The organism is Pirellulales bacterium (assembly GCA_036490175.1).
GTDB lineage: Bacteria > Planctomycetota > Planctomycetia > Pirellulales > JACPPG01 > JACPPG01.
Window position 1 is genome coordinate 17,491 of the sequence record DASXEJ010000332.1, and the last position, 23,924, is coordinate 41,414.

Sequence of the window (23,924 nt, forward strand, 5' to 3'; positions counted from 1 at the left end):
CATCCGCGAAGGCAAAACAAAGCGGCACCCGAATCCCCTCCAGCGCCGCGACAAAGAGTTTCCTACGACCGCGGGCGGGCCAAACTCCACGTGCCGCTTGTAGCACGCAGACGTGCTTGATCGCGCTCCTTCGACTTGATCGTGCGCACGCGGCAGAGTCGGCATGGCATATAAACCATGCCGCCGCACGTGTGGCAGCGCTCTGCGGGCCCTCGCGGGATGTCCTCGAAGGAATCGTCTGGGTTGCAGCGGACCGGATAGTCTGGCCGGCGACCGGCGGCAATGGCGCCGACTGAAGCCCGGCTAACTCCGGTCAAGATTGCGATTCTTCGTTGCGACACGCCTGGCTGAGTTAGCAGACGTCTAACTTCTTCGACAAGTGATTGAGGAATCATCGGTCCGTCCTATATTCCTAGTGCTAAAGGTCTTCCCCGGGTTCGTGACGAAGTGGACTGGAAAAGGGTGTTAAAATCGGTCACGCCCACGTTGAGCGAACCAGCGTATGGGGAGGCAAATAGCCACGATTTCTCACCGGCCGAACAGCCGTCTTCAACGTCCTCATCCGCCCAAAAGTCGCCGGGCTCCGGCAGGGGTTCGTTGTCGTCAAAATCGGTGCCAAACTCCTCCCACCAATGCGGATTGTCGTGCTCCGGTGGCGGGACATCGTCGTCGTCCAAATCGTCCTCAGGATGGTCCTGCGACGGTGTGGAATCGTCGGCCGCGTGGGCTACCAACTGCCACCGTGGGAGTGAGTTGCTTGGGATGAACCGGCGATACGCGGGCTGGATGCCGAATTGACGAGACATGGTGGAAGACGAGGCCGAGAAGAAATCTGTCCTGGTCCGCGCCACCCCATGCGACGCCTCCCCAACCAGGACGCGGGCCATCGTATGCGGAAAGGTGGCCTATTTTCAAACAAAGTTTTAGACATTTTTTTGCGTATTTATGTAACTCTTTTAGATGTTAAGCGCTCGACACCGCCCACAATGGATCGCTACGATAGCAAGAGTGATTCTTACCCCTGCGGAACAGAATAGAGCCACGTATGACCCTTACGCCGTTTCCCCCCGCAATGCTCGACGAACTGGCGCTGAGGCTGCTTGACGTGGCGGCGGCGGTTCGGAAAATGGCAAATTCTGCCCGAGAAATGTCGTTAAACGACTTTCAATTGCACGGCAACAAGGCCCAGGAGTGGCTCAATAATCTTGAGTTGTGGGCCAGTGACGGAATCGTCCGGATGGAGCAGCACTCACTACGTGAAAGGGGAGCGCGTCGCGGAAGGGGGTTGTCCGAGCCGCCGTCACGACCGACTAGCGAAGGGCGGCGGCGGCGAGGGAAAAAAGCCACCTAATTTTAGGCAAAACGATCGAACAATATGCCATATAATCTATGGGAATTGCTCGGTCAAATTTGTCCCCAGAATGAAGGTTCATGATCCGGCGACAGAGGTGCGCGGATCTGTCGGAGAGAAGGAAAGATACCAGATCCTACAGCGCCGCCCGACGCAGGCGTCGTGCAGGACGCGGGTAGTCAGTCCCTCGAAGAGATTGCACCACTGGCGTTTGTGGGCTCAAGCCAGCCGCATCAGCGATGAGCTGGCGTCAACAAGCGACGGCATCGCACCGACGGTGCGGCCAACGTTGATGCAGACACACACACGATCGCGCATGCCTTGCGCGGTCATTGTACGTGACAGAATTGCAAATACTTCGCTACGAACGCAGGCCGTCGATTGGAGTCATTGCGAGCTGGTGCTCATCTTGCTACGTCCCACAATCAACAGGCACACGCGTCCGACGACTAGTAGCGACCGCCACGGCCGCCGCCACCGCCGCCTCGACCGTAGCCGCCACCACCACCGCCACCGCCGCCACGGTCTTCGCGAGGCTTCGCCTCGTTCACCGTCAGAGGGCGACCACCGTGGTCCTGGCCGTTGAGCGCGGAAATCGCGGCTTGAGCATCTTTGTCAGAGCCCATCTCGACGAATCCGAAACCTTTGCTGCGGCCCGTTTCGCGATCCTCAATGACTTGTGCGCTTTGCACTTGGCCATACTGCGAAAACATTTGCTCGAGATCCGAGCTGCTGGTGTTATAGGGGAGATTCCCTACATACAACTTCTTGCCCACCATTCATCTCCTGTGCGAGGGCGTTCCGACCCGTTCTTGGCGTTGCGGGTCATTTGACTCAAGGGGCCTCGCTCGGCCCAAACGTGGGAATGGTGATCGAGGTCACGGAGGACAGATCAGCACGACTCGGCGTCCCGTACCCCACTCTCGACGAACCAACCGAAGCGAAAGTATAGCAGGAAAGCGAGCAAGGGAATACGTCCAGCGGAAAAATGCCGAGTCCCTTTGGCCACTTGAATGCCGAATCCGAGGACGAGACGGGCACAGGTGTCAGGGGTTTCCAGACGGGCTCGTCGGAGCAGGAGAAATGAGTGCCGCCGGGTCGACCAAATTCAGGTAGTGGCCGTGATCAGCCGTGAGGATTACCGCAGTGTTATCCCAGCTTTTATGAGCTTCGATCCAGGCGATCACCGTGCGAAAGGCAGCGTCGCCGCTGAGGACCGCGCCGATCGAGTTGTCAATGTTGTCGTCGTGATTGGCCCAGTCCACGTCGCCGGACTCGATCATCAACCAGAATCCGGCTTTATTCGTCGAGAGCACGTCAAGCGCTGCCTGCGACATGTCGGCCAAAGTCGGGTTCTCATCGAGATCCGCGCGCGTGTAGGCTTCGGCCAGCCGCTTTACTCCGATTGCGGGGTCATAACCGCCATCGGCGGTAGCGAAGGGGAGATGGGCCGTCGCAGCGCCAAAGAAGCCAAAAAGGCGGCGCTTTTGGCTGGCTGCGGCTGCCGCGGCTTCGCGAAGCGCTCGAGGCCCGTTTACGCCCGTCTGGCGTTGCACGACGACGTAGTGACCCCCGCGACTGGCGTCAATTCGCTCGAGGTCCTTGTCGGTAATGTATTTGTTGCCAGGGACGAAATTTGCGCCTTGCTTACTGTCGGCTTCCACGCTTACGCCCCAGCCGGCGCCCAACAAGACATCAACACCAGCGAGCGGCTGCGTGCGATGCGCGATCGAAGGAATGCCTAGCAAGTCACGGGTTAAGTCCTGGAAATCGTCGCGCCATACATTGTGCGCGTAAGCGCAAGCCGGAGTCGCGTGACTGATTGGTACGCTTGTAACGACGCCGATGGCCATGCCCTTTTCTTGCAACTCATGTGCGACCGTACGGACCTGTCGTCCCTGGGGATCGACGTTGACCGAATCGTTGTACGTTTTGATGCCAGCGCACAGGCTGGTGGCCGATGCGGCTGAGTCCGTTACCGCGTGCTGGCATTCGCGCATTTTGGCAATCAGGTAACCAGGATCATCCCCCGCGGTCCAAGGACTCAGGCCGCCGTGGCGCGCGCAGTAGCCACCCATCAATCTGTCATCGCCGACGAGCACCGTTTGCGCATTAATGTCGACAGTTAGTTCGGCACTATAGGGCGACGAGACGAAATACCCAAAATCGGTTGACACGCCCCGATAATCGAGAAAATCGAGCCCCGTCCCGCGCCCCTCGCGGTAGCCGACTTTGCCGGAATTGTAGATGGCTGCCGCCCGAGTCGTTTGCCAGTCCATGCCATCGAACACGATCAGGATGACATTTTTCTTGCCGGCGGCTACCGCGGCCCGCTGTAGGCGGGCGATATCGGTCTGGTCGAAATAGACGGCTTGCGGATCGAGCGTGTCAGCCGGGACTCGCCCATAGAGTTCGGCCAAGCGGGCCGCATCGCGATAGATGGTTCGTTCACCGCAAAATGCGGATAGGTCGATGCCGAATGTGTATGCGGGAATCAGGCGATTGGAATGGTTTGTCCAGCCCGCGTATTTGGCTGGGTCAGGCCCCCAATAGCCCCAAGCGACAGTACCTTCTGAGATGGCCTTGGTTTGTAATTCTCTGAGATGATCGGCCCCGACTGGCGTACAAAACAGGAATGTGGAAAGTAAAAACGCGGAGTAGAACGATGGTGGAATCGGCCAAGACAGCATCATGATGACGGCTCTACGCGGCGGGACGAAGTAAGCGGAGAAATTGCGGGGCAGGCTTCCGAAATCTTCCTTCCTAGTGTAACCACCCGACCGACGGCCGCCACGGGTATCTGTTCTTGGCTTGCGACTTCGTTACGTTCCTGGCGCCAGCGGCGAGTGACTTGTTTGGCTTGGGCTGACGCGGAAGAATGATCACATCATCGCTATTTGGTTAACTGTTTTTCTTGACGGAGGATCCCAGCTCGTGGAACAAGTCTCACCGGCCCGCACGATCGCGCAGATGCTAAATGGCCACTTGCTCACCCAATCCCTGTATGTGGCAGCCCGTCTGGGCCTTGCCGATTTGTTGGCCGGCCAGCCGCTCACGGCGGACGAATTGGCCGTTCGCACCGCCACCCATGCCCCGTCGCTTTATCGACTGCTGAGAACATTGTCGAGCCTGGGAGTCTTTCATGAAGACGGCCAGGAAAAGTTCCACCTCACGCCACTGGCCGAGTGCCTCCAGAAGGATCACGAGGATTCGCAATGGGCATTGGCGATGATGATCGGCGAGGAGCCTTTTCACGCCTGGGGAGACTTGCTGTATAGCGTCCAGACTGGAGGTTGTGCTTTTCAAAAGGCCTATGGGAAACCGCTGTTCGAGTTTCTCGGTGAGCATCCAGAAAAAGCTCGAATCTTTGACGCGGCTATGACAAGCGTGCATGGACGCGAGAGTGCCGCGATGCTCGACGCGTATGACCTGACAGGTACCAGCACGTTCGTCGACGTTGGTGGTGGCAACGGCAAGACATTGATCGCGGTGCTGAACCGCTATCCTTCTATGCAGGGAGTGCTCTTCGACTTGCCGCATGTGGTCGAGGCCGCCGCGCCTCATTTCCAAAAGGCCGGACTCGCCGCGCGCCAACGTAGCGTGGGCGGCAGTTTCTTTACAGATATTCCCACGGGAGGCGATGTCTACTTGCTGCGGCATATCATTCACGACTGGTATGACGAGCAGGCGACACAGATTCTGCATAATTGCCGGCGCGCCATGCATGAAGGCGCAAAGCTGCTTGTCGTGGAAAGCGTCATTCTGCCGGGCAACGAACCAGCGGTAGGCAAGATGCTCGACCTGGCGATGATGGTTTTGCCGGGGGGCATGGAGCGCACCGAGGTGCAATACCGTGAGTTGCTCGCGGCCGCAGGATTGCGGTTAGAGCGTGTCGTCCCGACGTCGGCTGACGTTCGCGTCATCGAGGCACGGCCAGTCTAGCCGTGAGCGAACGTTTCGCGAGCCGGGTGCGAGGCGGCGAAATGACAGATTATTTCGGCTCATCTGTCTCACGCCGCCACCACGCCGAGAATCCGTACTTCGTCCCCAACCCGAATTGTGCCACCCGTGCTGATTGGGCTGAGGCGTGTGTTGACAGACAATCGATAAAAGTGGTCGAACCTTTCCGGCGCCGCCCAACTCGGCAACGTTTCGCGTCGCCGGTCGGCAAAATGGCGGGCGAATTGCGGATAGATCTCTCCCGTTTCAGGATGGCGCGTCGGGACCACACAGCGTTGGCACGGCGTGACACCGTCGAAGACAATGTCGCCGATCTCGAAACGCACGACATGCCGATCGTCGGCAACCAGCCTATCTTCACAGAAGGGAGCATCTCCATCGATCTCGATATTGGCCCGAAAACGGGCTCGTACTTCGTCTTCGGCGATGCCTGCAAACCAGCGGCCCAGTTCGCCGACCGTTTGTCGACTGACGATCGTCGGGCCGGGCGAATCGGTGTCGTCTGGAAAGCCTGCGAGTTGGTTTTCCACGAGCATGATCCGCTTGCCGAAGAACTCGGTCAAATACGACTCAAGCCGTGGTACTTCCCTGGGCAAATGAAAAACCTTCTGAACTCCGTCGTTTGGCGAGGATAATGTGACATTGTTCAGATCTGTACTAAATTTTGCGCGAAGCAAATGAATATGAGGTGTGGCCTTGGCGTTGACCCAGGCGCCTTGGGTGTCGCGCAAGGCGTAGCGACGATCATTCGCCAGGGCGCCTGTCGGCAGGATATGCGCCTCGTTCAGTGCATGACCGTCGAGCGATTTAATTGGGTAAATCGCAATCCGCGATAGTCGGATCATGAACGCCATATCCTCATAAGGGGGCCGAACGTCGACACTTTAAAACAGTGTGTAGATAAAAGGCGCCGCGCCCGTTCCCGCCAACAACACGAGGATGCCAACTAATCCCATGACGAGCAGAATCGGCAATAGCCACCATTTCTTGTTCTGAGCGAGAAAATACAGGAATTCGGTGAACAGGCTGTTACGGCCTTGGTTCTTCAGGTCATCGAAGGATTTTGGTGCTTCTGACATTGGATCCAAAAACTCCGCTGGGAGAAGCCCGCCTGACACTGGTCGCGACGGGCACGGCGATGGACTGGCTAGGATTGTCGGAAATAGCTCTCGTGGCCCGGTGGATGCGCCTTGGGTTGCCAATAAGTCTTTGCGCGGTGGTCGATGCCGCGCTCCAGGGCGTCGCGTCCTATCAGGCGAAATACCAGGCTCACCGGTAGAAAAAGCAGAAAATAAATGATCGCGAGGACTACCTCGCCCATGACCAGCCCGAGAGGTAATGCGAGCAGCATTGCGCCGACGAACGGCCATCGCAGTGCTTGCGGGCATAAGATCGCCAGCGTCGCGGCGATAACGCCCAGGGCGGCCAGCGTGGTGAGCACGACTTGCTGCATTTGCGTAGAGTCGGCCAGTGGCCAGGGCTTGCCGTCGAACAGCCAACCTAGCATCGGCAATCCTGCCAATGCGATCCACCCGAATTGCCGTAGTTGGCGGTCGGTTGGCTGCCACGAGACGTCTATCAGGGCCATATGTAGTAGTTCCGTCGAGGATTTTGACGATTAATCGAGTTGAAACTGGGCCAGATGTTTAGCTTTGTCTTCGTCGGCAACCTGCGGCTGATCTTCGCGGAGGATGATCTGTCGACCCATGACGAGAACGTCCATCTCGGTCATCAACAAGCAGCGGTAAGCATCTTCCGGCGTACACACGATCGGTTCGCTACGGATATTGAAGCTGGTATTAATGAGCACGGGGCATCCGGTCTTCTCGTGGAATTTAGTCAGCAGATTGTGGAACAACGGGTTCCGCACCCGATCGATCGTCTGCACCCGCGCGGAATAGTCGACATGCGTGATTGCCGGCAGGGTCGATCGCTTATGGTTGAGCTTATCGATCCCGAAGGCCTGTTGATAATCGTCCGCCAATTCTGTGCGCAGCTCCTGACGCACTGGCGCCACTTGCAGCATGTAGGGGCTGTCTTCCAAAGGTCGCATCTCGAAGCACTTGTCGACTTCCTCCTGCAATACGACGGGAGCGAACGGCCGGAAGGATTCACGAAACTTGATTTTCAAATTCATCACCGATTGCATTTTCTCGCTGCGCGGATCGCCGATGATGCTGCGGGCGCCCAGGGCGCGCGGTCCGAATTCCATGCGTCCTTGAAACCAACCGACAACTTTTTCCTGGGTGATGAGCGAGCTGACTTGATCGCAGAGGTCATCTTCCGAAGCACATGTGGTGTAGACGGCGCCCGTGCTGTCGAGAAACTCAACGATCTCGTCGTCGCTAAACGAAGGGCCGAGAAACGATCCCTTCTGCTGATCGTATCTTCGTGGATGACGCGGTCTATCGAGCAATTGATGCCAGATGAACAGTGCCGTGCCGAGTGCCCCGCCGGCATCGCCCGCCGCCGGCTGAATCCACACATTCTGGAACGGGCCCTCGCGGAGAATGCGACCGTTGCCGACGCAATTCAACGCCACACCGCCGGCCAAAACTAGATTCTTCAAGCCAGTGCGGGCGTGAACGTGCCGCGCGCAGCGTAGCATCACATCTTCGGTGACTACCTGAATCGACGCAGCCAGGTCCATCTCGCGCTGCGTGACGCGAGATTCAGGTTGCCGCGGTTCGCCGCCGAAGAGCTTGTGAAATCTTGGGCCGGTCATCGTCAGTCCCTGGCAATAGTTGAAGTAGCTCATATCCAGCCGGAATGAGCCATCTTCCTTCAGGTCGATGAGATGCTCACGGATTAGTTTCTCGTACAAGGGGCGCCCGTAGGGGGCCAGTCCCATCAGCTTGTATTCGCCGCTGTTGACGCGAAAGCCGGTATAGAACGTGAAGGCCGAATACAATAGTCCCAGCGAATGCGGGAAGCGGATTTCCTCATCGAGGCAGATTTTATTGCCGCGTCCAATGCCGGCGCACGTCGTGCTCCACTCGCCGACACCGTCGAGGGTCAGAATCGCGGCTTCGTGGAATGGCGAAGGGAAGAAAGCGCTTGCGGCATGTGATTCGTGATGGTCGGTGAAAATGTATCGCCCCTTGTAGCGATTCTGCAGCCCGCGATCCAATTCGCGCGGCAGGTGCAGCTTCTGCTTGAGCCACAAGGGAAGCGCCATGCGGAATGAGCGAAATCCGGCAGGGGCGTAGGCAAGATAAGTCTCGAGCAATCGCTCGAATTTCGTCAGTGGCTTGTCGTAAAAGCCGACGTAGTCGAGATCCTCGGGCCGTAACGTGGCGGCCGATAGGCAATAATCGATCGCGTTCTGAGGGAAACCGTGGTCGTGCTTTTTACGCGTGAACCGCTCTTCCTGAGCAGCCGCCACGATTTCGCCGTCCACTACCAGCGCCGCCGCGGAATCGTGGTAAAAGGCCGAAATGCCGAGGATCGCCGTCATGCTGAGCCTCATCCGTGGCTAGGGACGCTAATGGCTGACCGTGGTGCGACTTCCACGCACGGAGGTCGCCTGTCTCGCCCGCAAACATCCTATATGGCGGTCGGTAACCCTGTGTTCGTTCTGGAGTTCATTGGGCTTTTGATGTAGCTCTCTGGTCATAAGCGGCCTCAAAAAATGCCGGATGGCAGACGACCGGGGGGCCAAACCAGAAATGCCCTTGGCATGATTTAGCATTATGTTGCGACGTTCGGCGCCGGTCAATCGACATGTGTGTCCCGTGCTGCTTCCGCCGGCAACCGGGGCGTGGTAAGGTCGATCCGACGCACGCGAACTTCGTCACGCGCAACTCCTGAAGCCACTCGATGAGATTCTAGCAATGAGCCGCCAGAGATTGTTACTCAAGGCCCCCGTCTTCCTGATAGCATTCTGCTGCCTGTGGATGCGTGCGACGGCGCCGGTAGTTGCCGACGAACCGAAGCCGATTCTGACCGCCTTGGATCAATACATTGCCAAGCCGGACGCCAGTTTCTCTTGGAAGGTCGTCGACACGATACGCGGTGACGGATTTACGACCTTTGTCGTCGACCTCAAAAGTCAAACTTGGCGTACCAGCGACGAGGTCGATCGGACTTTATGGGAGCATTGGCTGGTAATCGTTAAGCCAGATCGCACTCAAAGTAAGACGGCGATGCTCTTCATTGGCGGCGGCGGTAATGGTGGCGACGCTCCCAAGGGGGGCAGTGACATGATTACCAAGCTGGCCGTAGGCACCGGCTCGGTGGTTGCCGAGCTTAAAAATGTTCCGAATCAGCCGCTCGTGTTTCATCAGGATGGTGAAAAGCGCGTCGAGGACAATCTAATCGCCTACAGTTGGGTAAAGCTCATCAAGACGGGCGATCCCACATGGACGGCGCGCATGCCGATGGTCAAAAGCGCCGTACGGGCCATGGACGCGATGCAGGCTTTGCTCGCCAGCGAGGCGGGCGGTAAGCACATGATCGACGGTTTTGTAGTTGCCGGCGGGTCGAAGCGCGGTTGGACGACTTGGCTCACCGGCGCCGTCGATAAACGAGTCGTGGCGATCGTGCCCATTGTGATCGACGTACTAAATGTCCGTCGCTCGATGCAACATCATCATGACGCCTATGGGTTTTGGGCTCCCTCGGTGGGAGATTACGTTCGCCATAAGCTGTTTGAGATGCAGGATACGCCTGAATATGCCAGCCTGCTGAAATTGGAGGACCCATATTCGTATATCGACCGGCTGACGATGCCCAAGTACATCGTCAACGCGGCGGGCGACCAATTTTTCTTGCCCGATTCCTCGCAATTCTATTTCGACGATTTGAAGGGAGAAAAGCACCTCCGCTATGTGCCCAACGCCGACCACTCTTTGGAAGGCTCCGATGCGCTCGAAAGCATCATGGCGTTTTACAACGCGGTGCTAATTGGCAAGCCGAGACCGGAGTTCAGCTGGACCTTCGTCGACGGTGGCGGGATTCGTGTCTCAACGCGCGAAAAGCCGCGGCAAGTCAATCTGTGGCAGGCAACGAATCCGCAGGCGCGCGACTTTCGCTTGGAAACACTTGGACCTCAATACACGAGTCGCGTGCTCGCTCCAGTGGCCGACGGAGAGTATCTAGCCAGCGTCGACCGGCCCGAGCAGGGGTGGACGGCCTATTTTGTCGAGTTGGTATTCGACAGCGGCTTCGCATTCCCATTCAAGTTTACGACGCCCGTACGTGTGACGCCCGATACGCTACCGTTTAAAGACGCAGCGGCCGCCAACGGGAAATAAGTCCTGCGATCCGAATCAATAACTTCGGAGTTCGCCGCGCAAAGCAATTAGGTTAGGTACTTTTTCCGAACCTTCGCCAAAGTTCCCAAAGCAGGCCGTGGCGCGTCTTCGGCATCGAATAGGCCGCTATTAGGGAACAAATGCCGATGCGAATCACAAAGCTGGTTGTAGATCAGCCCTCGGACTGAAGGCTTGGCAACCAGCAATGGCGCAACTTGTCGCAACCACTGGCGCTGCGCATCTGGATTCCAACCGTAAGGACGTGGTCCCCCCAGTGGTAGCGTACGGCCGTATGCCTTTTCGTCGGTTTCCTGGCTCGCTGGCACGGTTAGAAACAACCACAACGGCAATCCCAGCGCGGACCACCTATCGATAAGCTTGCTGAATTCCAGCGAGTCGCGCAAAAAGCTGCCGCCCGGCCAATAACCTACATTCAGCTCAAGCCCCAGGCCGGACAACTCTAAGCCGGAACGTACAAGAATGTCGGCGAAGTGCAGCGGCGAGAGATCGCGTTCTGCTCGTCCCATGTACTCTCCCCACGGCTGATCGAAGCACAAGATCGCCGGTGTGCGGGGATCGAGTTGACGGGCGATCTCGAACGTCCTCACTGCCAATCGCAATCGATCTTCATCGGCCAGTCCCAGCACGTCTCCGATGTTGACACGGGCGGCGCATTGCCAAAGGCTTACTTTGCCTCGGTTGCGATTGATCGTCGTTTCAACGTAGTCGCTGACAAACGACAAAATGTTGTCGAAGTCACCTTGCCAGATGGCTAGCCAGTCGGGCAGGCCGCGATCGTCGAGTTGTAAAAGCGGCCCGGCGATCACCGGCAGCCCATGCTCGTGGCACCAGGCGATTTGTCGGTCGGAGACATCCCAGCGATAGGTCCCTTCTTGCCGTTCAATGTCGCGCCAAACGAGGGGCACCGCGGCAACGTTAAATGCCGCAAGCACGTGTCGTGACACCGTGGCCCGGAGCAGTTTCGGTCCGAGATTTGTTCCTAATAGTGCCGGCAGAGCTGTCGCGACGCGGCGTCGGGCGGCGATGGCCTTGCTGACGTATCGTGTGGCCAGCAAATCCGCGAGGTCGAGCGCCTTCGTGAGTGCCCGATCGGCATGCTGAGCCGCAAGGTTCGGGTCTTGCTGCGAGGTGGCAGCGCGAGCGAGGTGCATTGTGGCTTCTTGAAGCGCCGCGAGATGATTCTCCTTTGGCCGTACTCCCAAGGTCTGCCAATCTGCAATCTGCATACGCAGTTGATAGATCTTGCCGCGGGCCAGCTCGACTCCCAACTGATAAGGGGCAAAGCGCTCCATCAACGTACACGTAGTCAGGGCAACTTCACCGCGGCCCTCGACATGAAAGGGAATGCACAAGCAGGCTGAATCCGACTCGTTGCGGCTGAGGCTAAGCACCCCATTCTGGAATTGTGTGCGGGTGACCCAGGGGATCTGCTCCTGGCCGACCAGGTAAGCACGGCTGGCCGCCTCAGAGGTGATGCGGCTCGGGGGCGCAACCAGGAACCGCAGAAGGCCCATCGGCAGAAAATCCTCAGGTCGCGCTCAGTCCGCGAAGTCGGCGCAGCCGCCCACGCGTCAGCTTTGCGATCGTGGCCAATAGGGCCAACACTTCCCTCGCCCCTGGGCCGAGTCTAGCCCAGCTTCGCCGGATCAGCAAGCTTGTCAAAAGCGTAAGTCACGATGGCCGTAGTTGGCCATCGTTTTGCCGGCCGGAACTGGCTCACGATTGTCATGACTGGTATAGTTGCCGCGTGCATCGCACCAGATGCGAGACGGGAGTTTCGTACATCTGCCGTTGCGGCGTGCGCAGGCGGACTGGTATCGCGCCCAGGAGGGTGGCCAGCGCGGCCAGACGCCATATTTTGCACACTCATTTCCGAGGGAGCCGGCATGACGATGACTACTTCCGCTGTCCTGGAGACGACGATCCAAGGTATCCCGGTGCGCCGCGGCAAAGTACGAGATGTCTACGATTTGGGAGATAAGCTGTTGCTGGCGGCAACCGATCGGATCAGTGCATTTGATTGGGTATTACCGACGGGCATTCCCGACAAGGGGCGCGTCCTCACGCAGCTAAGTTCGTTTTGGTTCGACGAACTAGGCGAACCCAATCACGTTCTCTCGACCGATATTGAGAGAATGGCGGAGTTGCCGCCGTCGGCCGATCGCGAGATGCTGTCGGGGCGGTCGACCTTGGTTCGCAAAACCCAAGTTGTACCAATTGAGTGTGTGGTGCGCGGCTATCTTGCTGGTTCCGGCTGGAAAGAATACCGCCAACACGGCACTGTGTGCGGCATCCGCCTGCCGGCGGGCCTGACCGAAAGCTCGAAGTTACCCGAGCCCATCTTCACACCGGCCACGAAGGAAGAAAGCGGACACGACATCAACATCTCCTTCGAGCGCATGGTTGAAATAGTCGGCCAAGACGTTTCCGACGAGTTGCGCGAGCGCAGTATCAGTGTCTACCAGCGAGGCGCTGAACTGGCCCTGACCAAGGGCATCATCATCTGTGATACAAAGTTCGAATGGGGAAGCGTCAATGGTCAGTTGATTCTGATCGACGAGGTGCTCACGCCCGACAGCTCGCGGTTCTGGCCAGCCGACGCCTATAAGCCCGGCGGCAGCCCACCGTCGTTCGACAAGCAGTTCGTGCGGGACTGGCTCGAGACGACAGATTGGGACAAGAACAGCACTCCGCCCGAATTGCCGCCGGATGTCGTGACGCGGACCCGGGAGAAGTATATCGAAGCGTACGAGCGTCTTACCGGACGAAGCTTTCCCTGGCGATAGGGAGCCGGCCGCCAGCGTTGCTGGCGTGGGCAGCGTGGACCCGCGAACCGCCCTGTCCCCATCGGGCAAACCCAGTTAAAATGGGCGTTTTCGGGCAGGTCGTTCGGTCCTGCCGTGAACTTTTGTCCGCTTGTGAGCCTTCACGCCCATGCTGCGCTATTGGACCGCCGGAGAATCGCACGGCAAGGCGCTTGTGGCGTTGGTACAGGGATTTCCGACCGGCGTGTCGATTGAGACTGCATCAATAGATCGTGAATTACAGCGGCGGCAGGGGGGATACGGTCGCGGTGGTCGGCAACGTATCGAAACCGATCGTGTCGAGCTCCTCAGCGGCGTTTGGAAGGGGCAATCTTTGGGCAGCCCGATCGCAATGATCGTTGCCAACAAGGACAACAAACTCGACCGGCTCGATGATCTCGACCGTCCGCGTCCAGGGCATGGTGATCTTACCGGAGCCATTAAGCATCTTGGCTCGATCCGCGGCATTCTGGAACGCGCAAGTGCTCGTGAGACGGCAGCTCGCGTCGCGGCCGGCGCACTGGCCAAGCAGTTGTTGACGCAGTTCGGCATCACGGCCTTCGGATACACGGTCGAGCTCGGCGGCATTGCCATCGAGCCGCAGCCCGGCTCTCTGGAAGAACAGCGGGTCTTGCGTGATGAAAGCGAGATCTACTCGCTCAATCCGGCCCAGGATCAGCGGATCAAGGACCTGATCGACGAGTGTGGTAAGGAGGGCGATACGCTGGGTGGGGTTCTTGAGGTGCGCGTCGAAGGTCTGCCGTTTGGTCTGGGAACGCACGCGCAGTGGGATGTGAAGCTTGACGGCCGTTTAGCCCAGGCCGTTATGGCTGTGCAAGCCATCAAGGGGGTCGAGATTGGTTTGGGGTTCGAGGCGGCGCGGCGGCGCGGCTCGCAAGTTCACGATCCCATCGAGTACGACGAGCGCCAAAAGAACACTGCCAATCTGGGCTATGTTCGTCCCACAAACAATGCCGGAGGACTCGAGGCGGGCATGACTAACGGTCAGCCGCTAGTCATCCGTGCGGCCAAAAAACCCATCAGCACGCTGCGTAAACCGCTAGCAAGCATTAATCTTGGCACGAAGGAGCCTGAAGCGGCGGCTTACGAGCGCAGCGATGTGTGTGCGGTGCCGGCCGCTGGCGTAATTCTAGAAAATGTCGTGGCCTTCGAGATTGCCGCCGCATTAATCGAAAAGTTCGGCGGCGACAGCTTGACGGAGATGCAGGCCCGCTGGGATTTGTTTCAAGAAATGGCGCGACAGCGTTAAGCCGTTCCAGCGTTAGCAAGATCGAACCGCAGCAAGTAATGATTTGCAGGAACAAGGATGTTCCGACTGCGTCAGAAAACACGACGCCAATTGTGCCGGGCCGGCTTCCTGATCGGATGCCTGTTGCCGACGCTTGCGCTGGTGCTGTGGGGCACGTTCCGGCACACCTCGCTCTACGCCAAACGGCTTGAACTTTCGCTGGAGCAATCGCTCGGACTTCGCGTCCACGTCTCTGAAGTAGTGCACAAGCGACCGGGTCTGCTGTGCTATCAAGATCTGCAACTGTACGACGCCGAAAGTGGGACCCCGGTAGCGACGTGCGATACTGTTACCGTTCGGATGTCCAATACAGGCGGGCCGACGGACGTATCTGTTGGTGGACTATTACTCGAGCACGGCGGGCTAACGGCTTGCTTTGCATTGCTCGATCGCATCCTGCGAACCGGACACTCCGCGAATGAATGCCGTCTCCAGATTCGCTTTGAACAAGTTATTTTCGCCGACACGATCGACGCCGATTCTCTGACGGATGCCAGCGTGTCGATTCGTATGAGCAACTTCGAGAGCGAAGCATTGTTGAGCATGGTGCCAGCAGGACAGGGCTCGGCAGACGGATCCAGCGCGGACAAGATTTTGCTGAAGATTGTACGCACGCGAAAATCGCCGGCACCGATTACTTCGGAGTGGGAACTGCACACCAATAAGCACGCGATACCCTGCACTTGGTTGTCCGCGATATCCGGGGACCTGCCGCAGTTGCAAGGAAGCTATTTCCGTGGCTCGTGCAAAGCCCAAGATGCCGAATCGGGCGGTCCCGTCGTAGTTTTGGGCACCTTTTCAGGAATCAATATTGGCGGCCTGGCGAATACCTACCTCGACCGATCACTAGATAGCACCGTCGACGTCGAACTTACCGAGCCGGCGCGGTTTCGTGGCGGCCGCCTGGACTATATGCAGGCACGTGTCGTCGGTGGACCAGGACGCATTAGTCGTTCGTTGAGGGACGCCTTGTCGACTTCACTCGGATGCTCGTCTCATTACAATCCCCAGGACTCGGACGGGATGGTTCCCTACGCGCATCTGGATCTTGAATTCAGAATTGATTCGCGGGGGCAGTTCGCCGTCGCCGGACGTTGTAATCGTTCGGGTGCGATGTTGGTCGACGGTGATAATCGGGCGCTGCTTGCGGCGCCACGCACTGAATTGCAACCGCAATCGGTTCTAAATCTGGTGCGGGGATTAGCCGACGACAACGGTCCGCCGATACCTGCCACACCATCGTCGATTTTGCTTTTGGAACGATTGCCGCTGCCGGTCAGCAGCGCCGTGTCGCCCGTCAGTGGCGCCGCGCGGACCCCCGGTCGCTCTCCCGCAGCGGCTCGGCCATCCGATAGCGAGCGCCGTTAAAATCGCAAATGCCCAGGCTGCCATTTCGAGCTAGGCCGTTGCCTTGCCCGCGGCGCGCGAACTCCACCACTTGCTACGGGGAACCATTGCCAGCCCGACGATCGCTAGCTGCGAGGCCACGAAGAGTACAAGCGCCAGAGCAATCCCTTCGGTAAAACCGTAGGAGTGCAATCCCACCGAGAGTTGATTGACGCCAAATGCCGACCAGGCGACGGCAATATTGCCGAGCACCGCCAGCACTGCCAGGCCGCGTTCCTTGATCATGCCGTCCCAGCGGGCGTGCAATACAAGGGCGTTCCAAAGGACGATGATCAGCGCACCATTTTCTTTGGGATCCCATCCCCAAAAGCGCCCCCACGAATCGTCGGCCCACAGCCCACCCAGAACCGTGCCGACGAAACTGAAGAAGATCGAGAAGCACACCACGCCATAAATCATCCGCGCCAAATCAGTGGCCCGCTGCTTGGACAGTGAGGGCGTCAGGACTCCGCCAACGATATACAGCGCGCCCAACAAGCCTGCGACGAACGTCGTCGCATAGCCGAATGTGATGCACGTCACATGCGTGGCAAGCCAGAACTGGGTATCGAGAACCGCCTGCAGCACGATGAATGTGTCTCCGCCGTCGGATGCCAGGCCGTCGGCGATCAACAACGTGGCAAAGCCAGCTACGCCGGCGATGATGTTCCCAATCCCCAGGCGATACACCCCTTCCAACACCAAGCCCAACAATACTCCTCCCCAACCGACAAAGATGGCGGCGGAGTACAAATTCGTCACGGGCGGTCGTCCGGAGATGTAAATTCGCGAAACGAGCGCTGTGGTGTGCAGCACAAATGTGAAGGCGATCAGCGCAAATGCCGCCCGATTGAGTGGCTTGCCCCAACCCAGCCACGCTAGCGCGGCCAAGGCAAACGCAACAACGTACAACCACTTGGCCCAAAAGAAGAGCCGGGCGCGGTTGAAGAATGCTTCGAAGTCAATTCTGTTCAGGTTAAGGCCATCGGGCGTATCGGTCTCAAGACCGGATTCGTAGTGCGAGACGGCCTTGTTAAATGCCGAGGCATCGTTTTGGCCGTAGGCCAGCAAAATCTTGGCAAACGAGAGTGTCGCAGGACTTGGCTGATCACCAGCGCTGGCTTGCGCCAACAATTCGGTCCACGCCAAGGCATAGGGGCGCCAGTCTCCCTGTCCTGAATCCGGCGGTATCGCAAGCGGCACGTGCATAGCGCGGAACATCTGCCCTTGTCGTCGCACCAGTTCCTGCATGACCTCGGGCGACAGCCGCTCCTTGGGCACATTGAGCTGCTCGAAAGCCGTATCGAGCGTCAAATAAATCCGCAGGCGGCTTTCCAACTCGAGAAGCTTCTTCTGGTAGACGCTGCGCTCTGCTGGGAGTGTATCCTGTGCTACCTTAACCTGCTTGTCGAACTCGGCAATGTTCTTGCGCAACTCGTCGATCGCGTAGCGATATCCCTCGCGCCGCGTTAGACCGAAGATGTCGAGCACTTCCAAGTTCTGAATTCGCACGACGTTATATTTCGTCGCTTCCGGAGCGTCCGAGATGACGTCCAACAGCCACTTCACCGCTGGCTGTCGCTTGCCGAGTTCATCGACAAATGTTTCGGAGTCGGACAACGCGCGCAAGCTGTTGCGCGCCAACGTGTCGAGGGGCTTCATGCGCCCTTCGTACATCACGGGCAAACGTCCGAAGGCGTCGAAATTCATCTGACCTACCGCCGTGCGTGGCGGCCGGATCGACGAGTATGTAAAGGCCAGCGCAGTAGCTACGACGAAAAATGGCACTGCCAGATCTGTCCACGACCAGCGGCGATCGGCGACCTGTTCTCCGCGGGGCCGTTTGAGAAAGCGCATCAGCACGATGCAGAAATGCGCGAGCAGCCCCGTAGCCACGATCATGCAGGCCACATAGGGAATCATCCAGCCTGTGTTGGCGACGACGCTCAGGCCGGTGAATTCGCGCCCGGTGGCCGGATCGACGTCCATTTGCGATTGATAGAACGTCTCGCCGGCGTAACGCAGCGGATTGTTCATCCAGATATGAACCTTGCGGTCCACCTGGCGCGTGGCGTCGACTAGCCGCAGATCCGATGAATAGTTACTGGGCTTGTCGGTGCCCATGTATTTGTCGAAGCGACCGTCGATTAGGTGCATCGAGTAGGGCTTGTAATCCCGCTTGAATCGCAGTGACATGTCGTACGTCTTGCCGTCGACCGTCACGTGCTCGGGTACGCCGCGAAATGATTGCAGGATGCCGACAAGATAGGTACCCAGAGGCTTGTCGTCGTGTTGTTTGTCCAGGATCCGCACATAGGCGGCGGGCATGTCGACTTTGCTGTCGTTGTCGGTGCCCGTTCCCGGCCGCACTTCTTGCGCAGCGAACTTCAAGCCGGTTCCGGCGTCGGCCGGATTCTGTTCATCAGGCTTAGTTTCACGGAGTGTTGAATTCGGCAGATAGCGTACGACTTCGATATCGAACGGCAGTTGCTCATCACTGATCTTGGCCCCTTCGGTCATATACGACTTGGGCACGACTACCACGTCGTCTTCCTGAGGGTCGGTGGGATCGACCACCGCCAATTCGACGGTGCGAATATCCTGCGCGTAGTTGACGGTTTCTCCCTCTTTGATCTGCATGAGAGCTTCGGAGTGCAAACCGTAGACGACCAGTTCGTTGATCATCATCAGGGCGATGCCGCCGTGCAGCAGCACGACGCCGGCCCGTTTGCGGAACAACAATACGCAACCGGCTAAAAGCACTACGCCGGCCAATCCCCCCTTGAGCAGTTGCCAGAGAATGCGCAAAGAGGATTCGCCGAGTTCAACGCTGCTGCGCATGTAGAGCCAAACGACCAGTCCGCCCAATCCGGCCGCTAAAATCGCCAGCGCCACTCGTTCGACGCGACGCGTCGGCTCGATCTTCAACAGTAGGTACAGCGTGCCCAGCCAAAGCGCGGCCAGCCCCAGCTTTAACCCAGCCCATAGGGTCGACCAAGAAACTATGGGGGAATCTTGCAAACCGTTGGGATTCGATCCGCTGGCGATCACCAGCCAAGTCAGCGCCGCTCCCACGGCCACTACGGTCAGGCCGGCCCCTAGGCGTCCACCGCGAGCTTGAATCTTGAATCGAAGCAAATGCGCCGCCAGTAGATTCACAAGCATCGCCCCGCCGATCAAAAATCCACCGGGGAAAGGAAATGTTACCGCCGGCACGCTCCACGATCGGGGGAAGAAAACACGCAGATCGATCTGAGCCACCGGAGTGCGGAAGTACTCCGCCATTACCTGCCAGATGTCCTTGTCGATTTGGGCCAGCGTGCCGGCCAGAATCAAAAAAATCGCCATCGCCATGAGCACGACGGTGATTTTCAGCGATGCGAGTGGTCGCAAGGCGTCGGCCACCACGCGGGGCAGCGAAGTCTCGGTCGACTCTCGTTCCGCCGACGCGTGCCGTTGTTGCAAGAGGTCGCTTGCCATCGTGTCGTCTTTCTTAGGTTGGTCAGGTGTCCACGCCCCCCGTTGCAACGGAAAGGCATGCCTAACATTTCGATCGTCTTCGCAAAGTCACGCCGCATGAACTGAAGCGGACGTGCTCTTCGCGCACTTGAAGTCGTCGCAGGATCGTCTCGCTGGGGCCCCTGCTACGGCGCGGCGAAGCGCACCGACCGAACAAACGCCTCGAAGTTTGGCTTCTCGCGATTGACCAGCGGCACATCGCCGGTCATTTTGAAAAACCAGGCGCGGCCCCCTTCGGCGGCCATCACGCCCAGAATGGCCTTCTTCGGCCCCACGAGTTCTACATAGTCGCCAGATTGCGCAGCGACTTCAATCTTCCTGAGCCCAGCATCAAGTTCCTGCTGTGTTATCTCGCCGAGTTCGATCTGTTGTCGCCAACGGTTGATATTCGGAAGTAAGGCACCCCCGGCACCATCGAGACTGATAACCGTCACCTCGGCCGATTCGGCGCCGTCGGCAATTGCAAAGGCCGCCTTGCGCAAGCCACCTGCGGGGGCTGGTTGCCACCCCGCCGGTTTGTCGTAAGTCAATTCCGAACTTGAGGATGCCGGTCCGCGTGGCTCCTTCCTCGGATCTTGCAGTGGAGCGGCGGAGGGTATTCCCCTGCCCGCGAACGGTGCCCGCGACATGCTGTCTTGCGGCTTATGACCCACGAGATCGACCAATGTGGCCGTTCCATCGACGATTTCGACAGATGTCACATTCTCGTGCAGCTGTGGGAGCGCCACAGGCGACAGCCCCAACTGACCACGCCAACGATTCAGGTTCGACAAGGTATATGCGTCGAGATCAGCTTCTGTCCGCGGCAGCAGAGTGACACTGAGATCGAGTGGCGCAGTTGACGACTTGGCGTCCGGCGCCGCGATTTCAATCGTTGCGTATCGCATCCCCGAGGCGGGTTTTTGCTGCCAACCCTCGGGCAATGTCCATTCGGGGGCAGCATCGCTGACGAAATGGACGCTTTTGACGAGCGCGCGAAAGTTGTCCGTCTGACCAGCGACCAAGTCGGCTGGTCCTAACAAGCGAAAAAACCACGCCTGCTCGCCGCGCGGAATCATCGCCGCCAGCATCCGGAAGTCGGCTGCTTGCGACGGCGTCTCTTCGCTGGCGTCCGGGCCGTTGCTGGCGGTGAGTGCCCGATCCTTGGGAACCCGATAATGGCTGATTTTTTCGCTACGATCGCAGCCGGCCGTGCCCACTAGGAATAGTCCCGTAAGCAACGTTAGAAAACACGGGTATATCGCAGGTCGCGATTTGTAAGCGAGCATGCAACAAAGACTTACGGCTAGGGGGTGAAAACCGGGCCGCAATCGGCGGGGGCGTCTATCAAGACGCAGCAGGCCCATGTCCCTCGTCACCCATTATAGCGCTCGCGTAAGGCGAAAGTATAGATACGCCCCCTACATCGGTTTGGGACGGGCAAGATAGCCCTGGCGAGGCGTGCCGGAACGGTTCTGTGCCGTTGCGACCGCAGGTCAATAAACGCTCGTCGTTGTCTCGGTCCAGCCGACCACAGGGGTTTCCGGGCCCATCACAAAGACTTCGACCCGGCGATTGGAATGCCGGTCTTCGGAATCCGCGTTTGTCGAGATCGGCTGGTGGTGGCCGTAGCCTGCAACCCCGATCTGTTCGTCGCGCACGCCTTTGTTACGTAGGTAATCAGCCACGGCCAGGGCCCGCGCGGCGCTGAGATGCCAATTATCGGGATATTTGTCTCGGGTTGGTCGCTTGGCAATCTGTCGGCTATCGGTATGGCCGACAACCATAATTCGCAGCTCGCTAGCCTCGGGCGACTTGAGAAAGTGTGCGAGTTCGTCCAATGAGGTCCGCGCGTCGGACCGTAGTTCGGCCTCACCGCTGTCGAAAAGCACGTCGATGTCGAAACGACTGACGCCCATTTCCGGATCGTAAGCGAGCCAGTCGTAGCGTCGCGATAGGTCGGCCAGTTGCAGGTCGCGTGACGATTTGTCGCTCCGCGCGCCTTCAACGAGTGAATCAACCTGACCGCGAAGCTTCCGGCGTTCTTTCTGATAGTTGGCGAGCTGCCGGCGGTCGACTCCTAGACGCTGATCGAATTCGGCCAATTCCTCCTCGGCCTGGATCAGCTTGTTCTCGATAGTGCGATTGTGCGCCTTGAGATTCTCGATCTCTTGTAATTGGGCTTGGTTCTGCTCGGTGAGCACCCGGCTCTGCATCTGAGCAGAGGAAAGCTGCCCAGGCGAGCTCCACTGGCACCCAGGCGCAATCGCCATCAAGCCCAGTAGGGCAAAGATCGATAGTTGACGGGACCAGCCCATGATTCGACTCCTTTCGAATCCGCACACTTGATCGCTGTAATTTGTCGGCCGCGCGCGAAACTAATCCTGCTCGTGAGCAATTAGCCAAACAAATTCATGATTGCGTCCATGATCGTGCTGTTGACCGGAAGCGGACCATTCCAACTCCACATGTTTCGCACCAGGTCGTACATCATCATTCCGCACAACGACATGAACAGCAGGCACATGCCAAGCAGCAATACGACCCAGATAGGATAAGGCGTTTCGACGGTCATGACCGGCGCTGTCCCGCTGGCGGCGGCAAACGCGGGTGCCGGTCCTCCCAAGCCTCCTTCGGACAACCCCCCTCCTGCACCGACATCCTCCTCGAGCATGGTCGACATGCCCCCTTCGGCTGAGGCGAACATGCTAGAGTCGGTCGCCTCGAAGGGGCTTTCCGAGTCGACGGCGATTACTTGTGACCCACTGTCTTCCGAGGACTCTTCTCCCTCCGGCGCCATGGGCGTCAACAAAAACTCGTCGCTGGTCTTCAGATCCATTACATCATCGGAATCGAACTCGGTGGCCCCACCGAGATCCTCACCCGACTCTGCTACTTCAAACGATGGGTCGGCTCCGGCCGAACGCAACTCGATCGGCGCGTCCAACGACAACCCGCTGTCCGCTGGATCGACCAACGAGATGCCGCTGTCTCCAGGGCTAAGGGTGATGTCACTGCCGGGGCCGCCGAGCACAAAATCGTCGTCCGAATACTCGTTCGCCAAGGTAATGCCCGAGTCGACGACCGGATCGACCGGCAGCGCTTCGCCGGCGAAAACTGTCGACCCTCCGACGGGCGGCGGTTCGATAATGCGACTGCTGCCCGCGGCAGGGGGGCTGATGGTTCCCAGGTCAAAGTTGCTGTCCTCAAAGGCACTAAGTTTGATTTCGCTTTCGTCCGACGCCACGCCCTGACCGGGTTTGCCAATCACTGTGCTCGAGGGACTGTCAGGACTGGCGCTCCCTGATTGCACACGAATCGTGCTATCCTCGGGACCCAGAGGTAGACCCGGCGTTCCAATAATTGTGCGGGAAGTGCTCGCGTCCTCAAAGCCGGCGGTCTCCAGTTTCACCGCGCTCTCGCCTGGCGAAAGCGGTGTTCCTGGCAAACCGATCATTGTTTTCGAGGCGCCGGCCGACGCATCGTCGGATGACACCAGTTTCACGTCGCTATCGAACGAAGAAAGAGGTAGGCCCGGCTGTCCAATTACGGTCGCCGAGGCGCTGGGACCCGAACTTCCAAGCTCGAATTCACTCAAAAGCACCACATCGTCGCCCGAGTCGTCGGCATCGTCCGGATCGATCGGCAGGTCCAGCGGGACTTCGCTGATCTCGTGCGAGTCTCCCAGAAAAACCTCTCCTGACATGTCCGAGGCCGCGCCGGACGAACGATTCTCCGCAACCCGATCAACGTCCTCGGGCTTAAACTTCCAACTCGTGCCATCACGGTAACCGTACAAATGTCCCTGCTGCCGCAGTTCATTGACTTCGTCGGGGCTCATCCCCAACTGTTCGGCAGCTTCGGCCAACGTGACAAACTTGCGGGTCATGCGTTACCTCCGGCAGTTGTGTTCTCTCGCCATGCAAGAGAACCCAGTTCGCCGGTTGCATCGCACAACCAGCGGACGCTTATCTCTGTTCCACGAGGGCCCGCACTTCCGACGGCAACGGGCTGACGCCGTTGTACTCGTCGATCTGCAAATCCCACTGGAACTTCCGTACACCTTTTAGAACAATATCGCCTTTGCTCGGATCGAGCTGGTAATAGCCCAGCACCCGCGTTTTTGAGTCAACGATCGCCAACATTTGGCGGCCATCGGCCGATTGCGAAGGCAGGACGATTAGTCCATCCGATATGTCGGGCGCCGTTGACGTGCGTTGTGCCAGGGCACGACCGCTGTCACCGCCTCCCGCGACAGCCGCGTACGCCACGCCAGCGCCGGCTAAAGCTCCCAGTATCATTTGTCTCATGCAACCACCTAGGGCTGATGGGATTAGGGA

19 protein-coding genes are annotated in these 23,924 nt (G+C 58.5%); 6 read left to right on the forward strand and 13 right to left on the reverse strand.

Annotated features, from left to right (window positions below; all coding sequences use genetic code 11):
• Positions 1–404: 404 nt before the first annotated feature.
• Positions 405–806, reverse strand: coding sequence for a hypothetical protein (locus VGG64_25035; protein ID HEY1602894.1), 402 nt, complete (start codon positions 804–806; stop codon positions 405–407).
• A gap of 266 nt (positions 807–1,072) precedes the next feature.
• Here VGG64_25035 and VGG64_25040 point away from each other — a divergent pair, with 266 nt between their 5' ends.
• Positions 1,073–1,351 carry a hypothetical protein gene (locus VGG64_25040; protein HEY1602895.1) on the forward strand — a complete coding sequence of 93 codons (279 nt, stop codon included), beginning with the start codon at positions 1,073–1,075 and terminating at the stop codon, positions 1,349–1,351.
• Positions 1,352–1,800: 449 nt separating this feature from the next.
• Here the strand turns inward: VGG64_25040 and VGG64_25045 are convergent, their stop codons facing one another.
• Positions 1,801–2,127 (reverse strand): RNA-binding protein, encoded by a 327-nt coding sequence (locus VGG64_25045; protein HEY1602896.1) that lies wholly within the window; start codon positions 2,125–2,127, stop codon positions 1,801–1,803.
• Between the two features lie 270 nt (positions 2,128–2,397).
• A complete protein-coding gene (locus tag VGG64_25050; GenBank protein HEY1602897.1) occupies positions 2,398–4,044 on the reverse strand; it encodes an alkaline phosphatase in 1,647 nt (548 codons plus the stop codon).
• 241 nt (positions 4,045–4,285) lie between these two features.
• Between VGG64_25050 and VGG64_25055 the strand changes: the two genes are divergently transcribed.
• Entirely contained in the window at positions 4,286–5,293 is a 1,008-nt protein-coding gene (locus VGG64_25055; GenBank protein HEY1602898.1) for a methyltransferase, read from the forward strand.
• 68 nt (positions 5,294–5,361) lie between these two features.
• On the opposite strand, the gene VGG64_25060 is transcribed toward VGG64_25055, so the two are convergent.
• From VGG64_25060 to VGG64_25075, 4 genes are all read right to left on the reverse strand, one after another.
• The gene (locus tag VGG64_25060; GenBank protein ID HEY1602899.1) at positions 5,362–6,156 is read right to left on the reverse strand and encodes an MOSC N-terminal beta barrel domain-containing protein; all 795 of its coding nucleotides are present in this window, start codon (positions 6,154–6,156) and stop codon (positions 5,362–5,364) included.
• Positions 6,157–6,195: 39 nt separating this feature from the next.
• Positions 6,196–6,390 carry a DUF5989 family protein gene (locus tag VGG64_25065; GenBank protein ID HEY1602900.1) on the reverse strand — a complete coding sequence of 65 codons (195 nt, stop codon included), beginning with the start codon at positions 6,388–6,390 and terminating at the stop codon, positions 6,196–6,198.
• A 68-nt stretch (positions 6,391–6,458) separates the two neighbouring features.
• The gene (locus VGG64_25070; protein HEY1602901.1) at positions 6,459–6,899 is read right to left on the reverse strand and encodes an SxtJ family membrane protein; all 441 of its coding nucleotides are present in this window, start codon (positions 6,897–6,899) and stop codon (positions 6,459–6,461) included.
• Positions 6,900–6,929: 30 nt separating this feature from the next.
• The gene (locus VGG64_25075) at positions 6,930–8,768 is read right to left on the reverse strand and encodes a carbamoyltransferase (protein HEY1602902.1); all 1,839 of its coding nucleotides are present in this window, start codon (positions 8,766–8,768) and stop codon (positions 6,930–6,932) included.
• Positions 8,769–9,144: 376 nt separating this feature from the next.
• Between VGG64_25075 and VGG64_25080 the strand changes: the two genes are divergently transcribed.
• Positions 9,145–10,566, forward strand: a complete 1,422-nt coding sequence (locus VGG64_25080) for a PhoPQ-activated pathogenicity-related family protein (GenBank protein ID HEY1602903.1) — start codon at positions 9,145–9,147, stop codon at positions 10,564–10,566.
• Positions 10,567–10,613: 47 nt separating this feature from the next.
• Here VGG64_25080 and VGG64_25085 read toward each other — a convergent pair whose 3' ends face one another.
• Positions 10,614–12,101 (reverse strand): hypothetical protein, encoded by a 1,488-nt coding sequence (locus VGG64_25085; protein ID HEY1602904.1) that lies wholly within the window; start codon positions 12,099–12,101, stop codon positions 10,614–10,616.
• A 378-nt stretch (positions 12,102–12,479) separates the two neighbouring features.
• On the opposite strand from VGG64_25085, the gene VGG64_25090 reads away from it, so the two are divergent.
• From VGG64_25090 to VGG64_25100, 3 genes are all read left to right on the forward strand, one after another.
• Positions 12,480–13,373 (forward strand): phosphoribosylaminoimidazolesuccinocarboxamide synthase, encoded by an 894-nt coding sequence (locus tag VGG64_25090; GenBank protein HEY1602905.1) that lies wholly within the window; start codon positions 12,480–12,482, stop codon positions 13,371–13,373.
• 148 nt (positions 13,374–13,521) lie between these two features.
• Positions 13,522–14,661, forward strand: a complete 1,140-nt coding sequence (aroC, locus tag VGG64_25095; GenBank protein HEY1602906.1) for a chorismate synthase — start codon at positions 13,522–13,524, stop codon at positions 14,659–14,661.
• 57 nt (positions 14,662–14,718) lie between these two features.
• Complete coding sequence (locus tag VGG64_25100; GenBank protein HEY1602907.1) at positions 14,719–16,068, forward strand: hypothetical protein; 1,350 nt, start codon at positions 14,719–14,721, stop codon at positions 16,066–16,068.
• 30 nt (positions 16,069–16,098) lie between these two features.
• Here VGG64_25100 and ccsA read toward each other — a convergent pair whose 3' ends face one another.
• From ccsA to VGG64_25125, 5 genes are all read right to left on the reverse strand, one after another.
• Complete coding sequence (ccsA, locus tag VGG64_25105) at positions 16,099–19,566, reverse strand: cytochrome c biogenesis protein CcsA (GenBank protein HEY1602908.1); 3,468 nt, start codon at positions 19,564–19,566, stop codon at positions 16,099–16,101.
• A 164-nt stretch (positions 19,567–19,730) separates the two neighbouring features.
• Positions 19,731–20,825: a hypothetical protein gene (locus tag VGG64_25110; GenBank protein HEY1602909.1), complete on the reverse strand. Its 1,095-nt coding sequence runs from the start codon at positions 20,823–20,825 to the stop codon at positions 19,731–19,733.
• A gap of 255 nt (positions 20,826–21,080) precedes the next feature.
• The gene (locus tag VGG64_25115) at positions 21,081–21,902 is read right to left on the reverse strand and encodes an OmpA family protein (GenBank protein ID HEY1602910.1); all 822 of its coding nucleotides are present in this window, start codon (positions 21,900–21,902) and stop codon (positions 21,081–21,083) included.
• Between the two features lie 80 nt (positions 21,903–21,982).
• Complete coding sequence (locus VGG64_25120) at positions 21,983–23,473, reverse strand: helix-turn-helix domain-containing protein (protein HEY1602911.1); 1,491 nt, start codon at positions 23,471–23,473, stop codon at positions 21,983–21,985.
• Positions 23,474–23,552: 79 nt separating this feature from the next.
• Entirely contained in the window at positions 23,553–23,894 is a 342-nt protein-coding gene (locus VGG64_25125) for a hypothetical protein (GenBank protein HEY1602912.1), read from the reverse strand.
• Positions 23,895–23,924: the final 30 nt, after the last annotated feature.

Coding starts and splice junctions, on each gene's coding strand:
- VGG64_25035 (HEY1602894.1), bottom strand. CDS start 806: ATGTCTCGTCAATTCGGCATCCAGCCCGCGTATCGCCGGTTCATCCCA.
- VGG64_25040 (HEY1602895.1), top strand. CDS start 1,073: ATGCTCGACGAACTGGCGCTGAGGCTGCTTGACGTGGCGGCGGCGGTT.
- VGG64_25050 (HEY1602897.1), bottom strand. CDS start 4,044: ATGATGCTGTCTTGGCCGATTCCACCATCGTTCTACTCCGCGTTTTTA.
- VGG64_25060 (HEY1602899.1), bottom strand. CDS start 6,156: ATGATCCGACTATCGCGGATTGCGATTTACCCAATTAAATCGCTCGAC.
- VGG64_25065 (HEY1602900.1), bottom strand. CDS start 6,390: ATGTCAGAAGCACCAAAATCCTTCGATGACCTGAAGAACCAAGGCCGT.
- VGG64_25070 (HEY1602901.1), bottom strand. CDS start 6,899: ATGGCCCTGATAGACGTCTCGTGGCAGCCAACCGACCGCCAACTACGG.
- VGG64_25075 (HEY1602902.1), bottom strand. CDS start 8,768: ATGACGGCGATCCTCGGCATTTCGGCCTTTTACCACGATTCCGCGGCG.
- VGG64_25080 (HEY1602903.1), top strand. CDS start 9,145: ATGAGCCGCCAGAGATTGTTACTCAAGGCCCCCGTCTTCCTGATAGCA.
- VGG64_25085 (HEY1602904.1), bottom strand. CDS start 12,101: ATGGGCCTTCTGCGGTTCCTGGTTGCGCCCCCGAGCCGCATCACCTCT.
- VGG64_25090 (HEY1602905.1), top strand. CDS start 12,480: ATGACTACTTCCGCTGTCCTGGAGACGACGATCCAAGGTATCCCGGTG.
- aroC (HEY1602906.1), top strand. CDS start 13,522: ATGCTGCGCTATTGGACCGCCGGAGAATCGCACGGCAAGGCGCTTGTG.
- VGG64_25100 (HEY1602907.1), top strand. CDS start 14,719: ATGTTCCGACTGCGTCAGAAAACACGACGCCAATTGTGCCGGGCCGGC.
- ccsA (HEY1602908.1), bottom strand. CDS start 19,566: ATGGCAAGCGACCTCTTGCAACAACGGCACGCGTCGGCGGAACGAGAG.
- VGG64_25115 (HEY1602910.1), bottom strand. CDS start 21,902: ATGGGCTGGTCCCGTCAACTATCGATCTTTGCCCTACTGGGCTTGATG.
- VGG64_25120 (HEY1602911.1), bottom strand. CDS start 23,473: ATGACCCGCAAGTTTGTCACGTTGGCCGAAGCTGCCGAACAGTTGGGG.
- VGG64_25125 (HEY1602912.1), bottom strand. CDS start 23,894: ATGAGACAAATGATACTGGGAGCTTTAGCCGGCGCTGGCGTGGCGTAC.